The sequence below is a fragment of the Nonomuraea sp. NPDC050404 genome (assembly GCF_040655495.1).
In the GTDB taxonomy this organism is placed as follows: Bacteria; Actinomycetota; Actinomycetes; order Streptosporangiales; family Streptosporangiaceae; genus Nonomuraea.
The window spans coordinates 500,669-511,658 of record NZ_JBFAKB010000003.1 but is presented as its reverse complement, the minus strand read 5'-3'; the positions used below and the strand labels follow the sequence as shown (position 1 = coordinate 511,658).

The following is a 10,990-nucleotide window of genomic DNA, read 5'->3' as shown; positions in this document are numbered from 1 at the left end:
TCTGGAGACCGTCATTAGTGGGAGGACAAGCCTGTGCAGGTCAGCGGTGGGGACCTTCAGCGGCTGCGCCAGCTGAACTCGCTCAGCAGCCTGCGCGCCCTGCGTGAGACGACCGATCCGCTGACGCTGACCGAGCTGGCCGCGCGGACCGGGCTGTCGCGCAATTCCGTCATCGACGTCGTCACCGATCTGCGGGAACGCGGCTGGATCGCCGAGGTCGAGCCCACGGTGGGCGGCATGGGCCGGCCCGCCAAGCGCTACCGCTTCCGCGCCGACGCCGGGCACGTGCTGGGCATCGACATAGGGGTCCACAAGGTCCTCGCGGTGATCACGGACCTGGCCGGGCGTACCCTTTCCAGCGGCCGGGTCGCGGTGGACCGGCACACGGCCCGGCCCGAGCGGCTGGAGGCCGTGTGGCGGGCCGTCGACGCCGCGCTCGTCGCCTCCGGTCTGAGCGCGGCCGACCTGTGGGGCGTCGCCATCGGCACCATCGGCGTCGTCAACCGGGAGGGCCTGGTCACCCGGGTCAACGACCTGCCCGACTGGCCCGGGGTCGATCTCATCGGCCATCTCGGGCAGCGGCTGGCCTGCCCGATCACCGTCGAGAACGACAGCAAGCTCGCCGCCCTCGCCGAACAACGACTGGGTGTCGCGGCCGGCGTCCGCGACCTCGTCTACCTGCACGCCGGCCGCCGGCCCGGCGCGGCACTCGTCCTCAACGGCCGCCTGCACCACGGCTTCAGCGGAGCCACCGGCGAGGTCGGCCTCATGGAGATGACCGGCTGGCGCACCATGGCCGCCCGCCTGGAGGACTCCCCCGCCGCCCGGGGCGCCCCGTCCGAGGACGCCGCCGGGCTCGTCTTCGCGGCCGCCCGCGCCGGCGACCCCGGCGCCCTGGCCGCCCTCGACACCTACGCCCAGCATCTCGCGCTCGGCACCGCCGCCATGGTCCTGACTCTGGACCCCGAACTGGTCGTCCTGGGCGGCGGCTTCTCCCGCTCCGCCGACGTCCTGCTGCCCGCCCTGCACCGCGCCCTCGAACCCCACTGCCTGCGCGTCCCCGATATCCGGCCCTCGGCGCTCGGCGAGGAATGCGTCGCACTCGGCGCGGCCTGCCTGGCCCTGGACCACGTGGACGAGCAGTTCTTCTCACCCGACGGCTCGATCTCCCGGCCCGCCGCGCCCCGGCGACTCGCCTGACGCCGTTCCGGGAACGCACGCACACCCCCTCCCCGAAGGATCCGCCCATGCGTCGATCAGTTCCTCCGTTGGCCGCCGCCGCCCTGGCGCTGGCCGGGTTACTGGCCCCGGTCCCCGCCGCCGCCGATCCCGCCCCCAATCCCATCGCCTATCCCGTTCCCCGACCTGCCGCGTACCGGCTGGACTGCGACGGCGACCGGCCGGGCAGCACCTGCACGGTGGTCGCGACCGCCAAGCCGCGTCCGCGCCACGTGCAGGAGTTCGCCATCACCGTGCGCAGCGGGGAGCAGGTATGGGCGCGGGACACCATCCGCAGCCGGGACGGGCACGCGCGCAGCCGTCCCTTCGTGCTGCCCGAGCGGAAGGTGAGCGTCAAGGCCCAGGTGACCTCGATGCCGGACGGATTCGCGGGCACACCGCTGCGGCTGATGTCGTGGAACCTCTACGTCGGCGGCACGATCAACGGCCAGGAGAAGACGGGTGAGAACCTCAGGCAGATGATCGAGTACCTCAACGAGGTCGATCCGGACGTCCTGTTCGTGGTCGAGGGGTACGGTTCCGGCCAGAAGATCCTCGACGGGCTGAACGCCGGGCGGCCGGTGGGCAAGCGGTTCTCCGGGGTGCGGCTCACCCATCCGGAGGACAACAGCGTCAACGGCGACAACCTGTGGCTGTACACGAAGCTCAAGGTCGAGAAGGTCTATCCGCGCTACGCCGACGCCGACATCACCTCCTTCAACCTAGGCGGCGCCCGGCTCGGCCTGCCGAACGGCAAGCACGTGCACGCCTTCAGCATGTGGACCTGGCACGAGATCTCCGCCAACTGGGACGTCCACGAGGCGGCCGTGCAGAACCTCTACGGGCAGCCCCGGACGAAGACCGACGAACAACTCCTCGACGACGACCGCTTCCGTCGCGTCGCCATGGGCAGGGCCATCCTGGACAAGGCGCTGCCGTCCTTCATCGGCGACGACGACGCCCCCGTCCTCATGGGCGGAGACCTCAACGCCTGGCCGTACCTGGACTGGACCGAGCAGTTCAAGGACGCGCGCGGACACGCGGGCCTGGTGCTGCCGTGGCCGTTGACCAAGATGTTCGCCGATGCCGGCTTCGTCGACACCTTCCGGTACGCCAACGCCGACGCCGGGCGCCACCCCGGCCGTACCTGGAGCCCGATGAGCGGCTACCGCTCCGCGCCGGCCCGCATCGACTACGTGTTCACGCGGGGCAGGGACGTCGGCGTGCTCGGCTCGCGCACGGACGACCGCCGCCTGCCCAGCCACCAGGGCAGCGCCCTCGACCAGACCTACCCGTTCTACTCCGACCACAGCGCGGTCATCACCGACGTGGTGATCCGCGGCAGGGGAACGGGCCCCGACCGGCCGATCGTCGCCGACGAGCCCGAGCACGCCCCCGGCGTCTGGCCCACCACCCCGGCCGGCACCCCGGTCCCGCCCGCCGAGCTCAGCGCGACGGCGACCACCTTCAAGCCCGGCGCAGGCGACCCCTCCCGGGTGGTCGACGGTGACCTCACGACCGACTACCACTCCGACTACCCCGAGATCGTGCCCCAGCCGCACTTCGTCACGGTCGACCTCGGGCGGGTCAGGGAACTGTCCGCGGTGCGGTTCCAGCCCAAGCTGCGCTACGACATGAACGGCACCGTACTGAAGGGCGTGGTGCAGGTGAGTGACGACGGCACGACGTTCAGGGACGTCGAGCGGGTCGAGTGGCCACGTATGACGGCGCCGAACGACGTGGACCTGAGGGGTGTTTCGGCCAGATTCGTGCGGCTGCGGGTGGATTACGGCATGGGCGGGGCCTCCGCGCTCGCGGAGATCATCCCGTACGAGATCCGTCAGTGACCTGCGCGGCCATGGCGAGAGCGACCTTCCGCACCCTGAGGTTGTCGTTTCCGTACAAGACAGTCGTAGGGGTCTGTTCGTAGCATGGGCGCGGTCAGCGAGACCACGACTACGAGGAGAGCAGCACATGCGGGATGTGGTTTACACCGGATTCGTTTCGCTCGACGGCGTTGTGGACTCCCCGGGTGGTGGGCCCAATGAGGGGCATCGCAGTGGTGGGTGGGTGTTCAAGAGCGTCGAGTTCCTGCCTGAGGCGTTCTCGCTCAAGGGGGAGGAACTGGAGGACACGACGGCGCTGTTGTTCGGGCGGCGGAGTTACGAGGCGTTCGCGCCGGTCTGGCGGGATTCGGAGGATCACGCGGCGTACAAGGACCTGCCCAAGTACGTGGTCTCGTCGACGCTGGCCGAGGACGCCCTGGTTGAGGGGTGGGGGCCGACGAGGATCCTGCGGTCGACCGAGGATGTGGTCGAGCTGAAGAAGGGTGAAGGTGGGGCGATCTTCATCCATGGCAGTGCGGAGCTCACCCGGCGGCTGGCGGAGGCGGGGCTGGTCGACCGGTACAACCTGCTCGTCTTCCCCGTGCTGCTCGGAGCCGGGAAGAGCGTGTTCAGCAGGGCGGACATGGACCAGCAGGCGTTGCGGCTCAGGGAGAGCGAAGCCTATGCGAACGGGATCGTGAAGATGATCTACGATGTCGTGCGCTGATCCAGGGCCAGGGCGATCGCGCCGCCGCTGACCTCGCGCAGTTGTTGTGCCGTACGGCCGATGTAGCGGCGCAGTGCGCGGGCCAGGTGGGGTTCGTCGAAGTAGCCGAGCTTGGAGACGACGCCGATGGCCGGAACCCCGGTGGACAGGAGCGTGGCGGCTTCGCGGGCGCGTTCGATCTGGCGTACGGCGCTCTGGGTGAGGCCGGTCGCCGCGCGGAACCGGCGTTCGACGGTTCGGTCCGAGACGAAGGCGTGGTGGCCTCGGCGCAGGTCGGTGACGAGTGGGTCGTGGATGATGGCGCCCGCCCGCACCAGGCGGTGGACCAGGGCCTCGACGTCGTCGGGGCCGGGAGAGTCGTAGCGGGCGCCGTCCAGCCGGAAGGTCGCGCGCGTGGCGTCGGGGAGTTGCACGCCCCCATCGACCAGGGCCGGGGTGCTTACGGCCCGTAACGAGGTGCCCAGGGCGAACTCGATGCCGACGAAGGTCGCGCCCTCCGGTACCGGGGCGGTGCCGGTGCCGGTCTCGGGGCCGGTGACGCTCGCGTACGACCTGCCTTCGTGCTCTGAGAACACCAGACCCCAGGACACCGCCGCTACGGAGGTCATCTCCGTGACGTGCTCGCTCGTACAGGTCCACACGGTGTCGATCCAGGGCGAGTCGGACGCACGCGTCTCGAACAGCAGTGCCATGTGGGGAGAATACGGCCTCAGGGCTTGCGGCCGACGCCCGCGTAGTAGACGGCCTCGTGGTCGGCGTACAGGGTCTCGGGTACGGGCCGCCAGCGCGGCAGCGCCACCACACCCGGCTCAAGGAGTTCGAGACCGTCGAAGAAGCCGGTGACCTCCTCCAGCGTGCGCAGGGTCATCGGGGCGCCGCCGCTCTCGTTCCACTGCCGTACGCCCTCTTCGAGTTGTTTGCCCACCAGGCCGTGGGAGATGGCCAGGTGGCTGCCGGGGGCCATGGCCGACAGCAGGTGCCGGACGGTCGAGCGGGCCTTGTCGGTGTCGGGCAGGAAGTCGATGACGCCGAGCAGGGTCAGGCCGATCGGCTCGGAGAAGTCGAGCAGGTCGCGGGCCTCGGCGAGGATGGTGCCGGGGTCGCGCAGGTCGGCGTCCACGAACGCGGTCGTGCCCTCGGGCGCGCTGCGCAACAACGCCCGCGCGTGCGCCAGGACCATGGGGTCATTGTCGACGTACACGACGCGGCTCTCCGGGGCCACCGACTGGGCGACCTGGTGGGTGTTGTTCGCCGTGGGGATGCCGGTGCCGATGTCGAGGAACTGGCGGATGCCGACCTCGCCGGCCATGTAACGCACCGCGCGGCCGAGGAACTCCCTGTTCGTACGCGCCAGCACCGGCAACTCGGGCACGGCCGCGAGGATCTGCTCACTCACGACGCGGTCGATCTCGTAGTTGTCCTTGCCGCCGAGCCACAGGTCGTAGATGCGGGCGGGGCTCGGAATGCTGGTGTCGAGCGGGCGGTCGGTCATCGGTGGCGCCTTCCCGAGGTGACTGGTGAGGGGGGTGATGTCAGGGAGAGCGTACTTGGTGAAGATCGTCCGTTGCGGCCTTATCTGCGGCCACGCGGGGCAGCCTTCGTGACCGTAGGGTCGACAATGATCGATCAGCTCACGGAAGGCCGGTGCGGATGCGGGTGATGGTCGCCGACGACTCTCTGCTGTTTCGCGAGGGGCTCGCACGGCTGCTCACCGAGCGCGGATTCGAGGTCACGGGTCAGGCCGGCGACGCCGCCCGGCTGGCCGGCCTGGTCAGGGAGGACCCGCCCGACGTGGTCGTGGTCGATGTCCGGATGCCGCCCACGTACACCGCGGAGGGTCTGGCCGTGGCTCGGGAACTGCGCGCCGCGCACCCCGGGCTGGGGGTGCTCATCCTGTCGCAGTACGTCGAGACGCACTACGCCGCCCAGCTCTTCGAGGAGGTCGCGGCGCACGGCGGAGGCGGCGCGGGCTACCTGCTCAAGGACCGGGTCATCCGGCTGGGCGACCTGGAGAGCGGCGTCCGGCGCGTCGGGGCGGGCGGCCTGGTCCTCGACCCCTCCGTGGTGGACCGGCTGCTGCGGCGGCGGCGTACCAGAGATCCTCTCGGCGAGCTGACCGGCCGGGAGCGCGAGGTGCTCGGCCTGATGGCCGAGGGACGTACCAACGCGGCCATCGCCAAGGCGATGAGCGTCACCGTCAAGACGGTCGAGGCGCATGTACGCAACATCTTCGACCGGCTCGACCTGGCCCTCACGGAGGACGACAACCGCCGGGTCCTCGCGGTCCTGGCATATCTGCGCCGCTGACGCCTTCCCGGCCTTTACACCTTCTTGCGGTGGTCGTTGGTACTGATCATGGCGTGGAACTCTGGACCATGAACGGCATCGTGGCGGCCGCCGTCATGTTGTCGCCCGTGTTCGTGGTGTGGCTGGTCTGGACGGCCCGCGACCGGCTGCGCCGCATGCGCGCGCTGGCCGCCGAGAACGCGCGGCTGCACCGCGAGATCCGGTACGCGCGGAGCAGGGCCATCGAGGCCATGGACGCCGGGCGCCGCAGCGTCGAGCGCGACCTGCACGACGGGGCCCAGCAGCGCCTGGTCAACCTCGGCCTGTCGCTGAGCCTCGCCCGTGCCCGCTTCACCGGGCCGCCGGAGGCGAGCGCGGCTCTGGAGCGGGCGATGAGCGAGCTGAACGCGGCGCTCGGCGAGCTGCGTGAGCTGGCCCGCGGCGCCTATCCCGCCGTCCTGGTCGCCTCGGGGCTCGGCCCGGCGCTGCGCTCGCTGGCCGAACGCGCCGCGCTGCCGGTCGTGCTGAGCGGTCTTCCCGCCCGCCGGCTGCCGCCGCGCGTGGAGGAGAACCTGTACTTCGTCGTCTCCGAGGCCATCGCGAACGCCACGAAGCATGCCCGTGCGAGCGAGGTCGTCGTCGCGTTCGAGGACACAGGTGATGAGGTACGCCTTTCGGTCAGCGACGACGGGGTGGGCGGCGCCGATCCCGGCGGGCACGGCCTGCGCGGGCTGGCCGATCGGGTCGCCGCGCTTGGCGGCCGGTTCGTGGTGGAAAGTCCGCCAGGGCAGGGCACCCGGATGACAGCGGTCCTGCCCGCCCGAGTGCCCGCCGGATCCCGTTGACCGGCCCCCTCGGCGGTCAACGGGATCGGCCATGGTCTTACCTGGAGGTGGCCCCGCTCATCGGCTGCCTTCCTGGCCGGTCAGGAGCGGGGTGCGGTCGGTGGGCAGGACGACCTCGCCGGTCACGAACTCGCTCCACAGGCCGAAAGCCAGCTTGTCCCCCGGCTTGGCCGTCGTCTCGGCGAAGCCGACCGTACGGCCCTTGTGCTCGCGGGTCGCGCCGAAGGAGAGCTGGAAGCGCGTGGTGCCCGCGCGGTCCTGCGGCGGCGTGGACGAGGCGGGCACGATCTCGTCCCACGTCCACCGGTAGTCCCGGCGGTAGGGATCCGAGACCCGTTCCAGCGTCTGCTCCAGGATCGCACCGGTGTCCGGGATCACGACGAGCACCCCGGGGTTCCGTCCGAGCCTGGTGTTGATGGCGTACACGTCCTGGGTCTGCCCGTCCGCGGTCTGCCCCTGCCCGCCGCCGATGCGCGAGCCCTCGGGGCAGGCTTCGACCCCGCGCTTCTCGATCACGCTACGGGCGCAGGTGGGAAAGGCGCCGGGGTTGAAGCTCACCGAGCGGTCGAAGAGGAACACGAACCGCCGGGCCGCGGCGGGAACCTGGCCCGTCTCGGCCCGGCTGCGCCGATCGAAGGCCAGGGTCACGCTCCGGCCGGCGCCGCGGGTCGCGGTCACGGACAACGAGTCGAGGTTCCTCGTGCCCTCGACGTCCGGCTCGTACGGGCGCTGCGGCCCGCCGGGAGCGGGATCGGGCGGGGCAGGGCTCGCGTGCGCGGCGGGCGCGAGCACGGACAGGGAGGCGAACACGGCGGTCACGGTCACAACGGTCCTGAGTCGCACAACAACTCCAAGAAGCTGATCGACAAGAGGCTCCGACCATCCTCGCCGCCACGTGGACCCGCTCCCAGAGGGTTAACCCTGAAACACCGCCCCGCTTCAGGGTCCGCGCCAACCGCCGGAGACCGATCAGTTTTGGAGAAGCCATCTGCTCGGCGCCTTCCTAGCATGAGAACCACACACCAGAAGGGACCTCATCATGGCGACCAAGAAGAGCACCGACAACAAGTTCGAGGGGTTCTCGGACGAGGAACGCGCCGCGATGAAGGAGCACGCCCAGGAGCTGAAGAAGGCCGCGCGCCGGAACGCGTCCAAGGCCGACGGGGAGAAGGACGTGCTCGCGAAGATCGCCGAGATGCCGGAGCAGGATCGGGTCATGGGCGAGCGGCTGCACGCCATCATCACGGCCAACGGGCCCGAGCTCATGCCGAAGCTCTGGTACGGGCAGCCCGCGTACGCCAGGGACGGCAAGGTCGTCTGCTACTTCCAGGGCGCGTACAAGTTCAAGGCCAGGTACGCCACGCTCGGCTTCGACGAGGCCGCGAACCTGGACGACGGCACCATGTGGCCGACCTCCTTCGCCCTGACCGAGCTGACCGACGAGGTCGAGGCGCAGATCGCCGAGCTCATCAAGCGAGCGGCGAGCTGAACGGGTTGAGCGAGCCGTCACAACACGAACTGCTGGAGATCGCCGACGCGCTCCTGCCCGGCCACGACCTGGACACCGCCCGGATCACCGGGGGCAACCTGCACCACGTGGTGCTCATCCCGGGGACGGCGGCGGTGCGGGTGAGCAGGCGCCCGTCGTCGGCGCGGGAGATGCCGCGCCGCATGGCGGTGTTGCGGGAGGTCGCCGACGCCGGGCTGCCCTTCGCGGTGCCGGAGCCGCTCACCCCCGTGACGTGGTTCGGGCCGCGTGCGGCGGTCGCCGTCTCCTGGGTCGGCGGCCGGGAGCAGCCGGAAGGCCGGGGCGACCCGGACCGGATCGGAAAACTGCTGCGCGCGGTACGGGAGGTCACCATCACCCCCCGCCTGCGGCGACTGCTCCACGCCCCAAGGGAGCGGGGCTGGGCCGAACTGCTGGCCGGGCAGGTGGTTCCGCACCTGCCGGACAAGTGGCGGGAGGTGTGCCGGGCGCGGCTGGAGGCGGCGAGGACGCTGGAGGCCGTACCGGATGCGCTGGTGCACGGCGATCTGTGCGGCGGCAACGTGCACTGGGGCGAGGACGGCGAGCTGGTCGGCGTCCTGGACTGGGATCAGGCCCATCTGTTCGATCCCGCCATCGACGCGGCCCTGATGTCCTGGCACGGCTGGGACACGGTCAGGAAGGCCGTGGACCCCGCGACCTACCGGCGCGCCCGCGCCTACGACGCCCCGTTCGGCGTCGGGCATCTCGTCGGGGTGCTTGACGGCCGTCCGCTGGTGAACGTCGAAGGATTCGTCCGCAGCATCGTCGACTGGCTGGAGCGGACGCCTGCGACCCGCGCAAACCTTTGAGCACCTGCGCTTGAACGGCCCTCGCGACCCCTGCTTCGGTACCCCAGGCTGTACCTCCATTGGGTCGCAGGCGGGAAAGACCGGGAGGGCCCGTGGCTGATGAGCTGATCCCCGTCAGTCAAGCGCCCTCCAGAGGAGAAGGAAATGGCAGTCGACAGCCGGCGGGACGCCGAGCCGTATCGGGATCAGACCGGCCTACGGGGCTTCATCCGCCGCCGTCCCCTGCTCACTTTTTTCGTCCTGGCCAACCTGCTGAGCTGGGTCGCCTGGTTGCCGTACGTGCTGTCGGCGACCGGCCTGGGCGTGTGGGACTTCACCTTCCCCGGTGGACCCGCCGCCTCACAACTCCTCGGCGTCCTGCCCGGCGCCTATCTCGGCCCCATCTTCGCCGCGTTCCTGGTGACCGCGGTCACGGAAGGCAGGCAGGGGCTCCGCCGGTGGGTCGGGCGGATGACCAAGTGGCGGGTGAGCTGGGTCTGGTACCTGGTGACCGCACTCGGCGTGCCCGCCGCCATCATCGTCACCGCCCTCGCGGTGACCGACGGACAGATCCACATGCCGCCCACCGCCGTACTGGCGGCCTACGTGCCCGCCCTGCTGCTGCAGATGGTCACGACGGGGCTGGCGGAGGAGCCCGGCTGGCGGGACTTCGCCCTGGCCCGCATGCAGCGCAAGTACGGCCCGCTGCGGGCCACCGTCATCCTCGGCCCGCTGTGGGGCCTGTGGCACCTGCCACTGTTCCTGAGCGCTTGGGGCGGGTGGCCGGACGTCACCTGGCTGCGGATCGGCGAGTTCTTCGCCTTCTGCTGCGTCTTCAGCGTGGTCGTCACCTGGGTGTTCAACCGCACCAACCAGAGCCTGCCGCTGGTGATGCTGCTGCACGTCAGCGTCAACAACTTCATGTCGGTCGCCTACTCGGACATGTTCCCGTCGATCGCCACCTCCGACAAGGCTTCCCAGGTCACCCTGCTCGCCGGCACCACGGCGGCCCTGCTGGTGCTCCTGGCAACCCGGGGCCGCCTGGGCTACCGTCCCGAGGCGGGTTCGCCGGAGGAGAGGTAGTCGTGCAGGTGGCCGGCGGCGTACAGCATGGCCTCGCCCGTGCGGGTCAGCCCGGTCAGGCGCTCGGCCACGGCGGCGCGCAACGCGCCGGTGTCGCCGGTGCGGCGCAGGCCGTCGAGGATGGTCCTGATCTGCGGCAGCGGATGGCGTCCCTGCCGCAGCACGTGGACCACGCGGGCCTCGTGTACGTCGGAAGGGCCGTAGAAGCGGTACCCAGTGCCGGGCTCGCGCCCCGGGTTCAGCAGGCCCGCGTCCTCCCACACCCGCAGCGCCGAGGTACGTACGCCGAGATGAGCCGCGAGCTCTCCGATGCGCAGGCCGGAGCGCGGCGCGGCGGGGGCGTCGGCGAGTTGCCCGGCGATGGCGTCGAGCGTCTCGGCGGTGGTCCGCAGGGAGCCGCGCTGCTCGTGCATGGCGGCGTGACAGGCGTCCACGAGGGCGAGCGCCCGGTCGCGATCGCCCTCGTGGACCGCCTGCATGATCGAGCGGGCGGCCTGCGCCCCGTAGCCCTTGAGCAGCGCCCGGTAGGTGAGCAGCGCGGCGCGGTGGCGCGCCTCGAACGTCCGGTAGCCGGTGTCGGTGCGCACGACGGGCGGCAGGATGCCCGCGTCGACGTAGTTGCGGATCTGCTGGGTCGAGACGCCTGCCAGGCGGGCCAGATCGACCGTGCGCAGCCTGGAACCACCCAC

12 protein-coding genes are annotated in these 10,990 nt (G+C 70.8%); 8 read left to right on the top strand and 4 right to left on the bottom strand.

What is annotated here, in order from left to right; genetic code table 11:
- Positions 1-33: 33 nt before the first annotated feature.
- The 3 genes from AB0I81_RS10865 to AB0I81_RS10855 all read left to right on the top strand — a co-directional run bounded on the left by AB0I81_RS10865 (position 34) and on the right by AB0I81_RS10855 (position 3,771).
- Positions 34-1,200, top strand: a complete 1,167-nt coding sequence (locus AB0I81_RS10865) for an ROK family transcriptional regulator (RefSeq protein ID WP_360653505.1) — start codon at positions 34-36, stop codon at positions 1,198-1,200.
- A 47-nt stretch (positions 1,201-1,247) separates the two neighbouring features.
- Complete coding sequence (locus AB0I81_RS10860; protein WP_360653502.1) at positions 1,248-3,065, top strand: endonuclease/exonuclease/phosphatase family protein; 1,818 nt, start codon at positions 1,248-1,250, stop codon at positions 3,063-3,065.
- Positions 3,066-3,192: 127 nt separating this feature from the next.
- Positions 3,193-3,771, top strand: a complete 579-nt coding sequence (locus tag AB0I81_RS10855; protein WP_360653499.1) for a dihydrofolate reductase family protein — start codon at positions 3,193-3,195, stop codon at positions 3,769-3,771.
- Here the strand turns inward: AB0I81_RS10855 and AB0I81_RS10850 are convergent.
- Positions 3,753-4,463 (bottom strand): helix-turn-helix domain-containing protein, encoded by a 711-nt coding sequence (locus AB0I81_RS10850; protein WP_360653496.1) that lies wholly within the window; start codon positions 4,461-4,463, stop codon positions 3,753-3,755. The two genes, AB0I81_RS10855 and AB0I81_RS10850, sit on opposite strands and share 19 nt — an antisense overlap.
- Before the next feature lie 17 nt (positions 4,464-4,480).
- Positions 4,481-5,263, bottom strand: a complete 783-nt coding sequence (locus AB0I81_RS10845; protein ID WP_360653493.1) for an SAM-dependent methyltransferase — start codon at positions 5,261-5,263, stop codon at positions 4,481-4,483.
- A gap of 158 nt (positions 5,264-5,421) precedes the next feature.
- Between AB0I81_RS10845 and AB0I81_RS10840 the strand changes: the two genes are divergently transcribed.
- Together AB0I81_RS10840 and AB0I81_RS10835 are read left to right on the top strand one after the other, a co-directional pair.
- Positions 5,422-6,078 carry a response regulator transcription factor gene (locus AB0I81_RS10840; RefSeq protein WP_360653915.1) on the top strand — a complete coding sequence of 219 codons (657 nt, stop codon included), beginning with the start codon at positions 5,422-5,424 and terminating at the stop codon, positions 6,076-6,078.
- Between the two features lie 53 nt (positions 6,079-6,131).
- Positions 6,132-6,902, top strand: coding sequence for a sensor histidine kinase (locus AB0I81_RS10835; RefSeq protein WP_360653490.1), 771 nt, complete (start codon positions 6,132-6,134; stop codon positions 6,900-6,902).
- A 57-nt stretch (positions 6,903-6,959) separates the two neighbouring features.
- Here AB0I81_RS10835 and AB0I81_RS10830 read toward each other — a convergent pair whose 3' ends face one another.
- Positions 6,960-7,721 (bottom strand): hypothetical protein, encoded by a 762-nt coding sequence (locus AB0I81_RS10830; protein ID WP_360653487.1) that lies wholly within the window; start codon positions 7,719-7,721, stop codon positions 6,960-6,962.
- Between the two features lie 220 nt (positions 7,722-7,941).
- Here AB0I81_RS10830 and AB0I81_RS10825 point away from each other — a divergent pair, with 220 nt between their 5' ends.
- The 3 genes from AB0I81_RS10825 to AB0I81_RS10815 all read left to right on the top strand — a co-directional run bounded on the left by AB0I81_RS10825 (position 7,942) and on the right by AB0I81_RS10815 (position 10,301).
- Positions 7,942-8,391, top strand: a complete 450-nt coding sequence (locus AB0I81_RS10825; protein WP_360653484.1) for a DUF1801 domain-containing protein — start codon at positions 7,942-7,944, stop codon at positions 8,389-8,391.
- Positions 8,392-8,396: 5 nt separating this feature from the next.
- On the top strand, positions 8,397-9,239 hold the full coding sequence (locus AB0I81_RS10820; protein WP_360653483.1) for an aminoglycoside phosphotransferase family protein: 843 nt from the start codon (positions 8,397-8,399) through the stop codon (positions 9,237-9,239).
- A 144-nt stretch (positions 9,240-9,383) separates the two neighbouring features.
- Positions 9,384-10,301, top strand: coding sequence for a type II CAAX endopeptidase family protein (locus tag AB0I81_RS10815; RefSeq protein WP_360653480.1), 918 nt, complete (start codon positions 9,384-9,386; stop codon positions 10,299-10,301).
- On the opposite strand, the gene AB0I81_RS10810 is transcribed toward AB0I81_RS10815, so the two are convergent.
- Entirely contained in the window at positions 10,265-10,990 is a 726-nt protein-coding gene (locus AB0I81_RS10810; protein WP_360653477.1) for a MerR family transcriptional regulator, read from the bottom strand. The genes AB0I81_RS10815 and AB0I81_RS10810 overlap by 37 nt on opposite strands.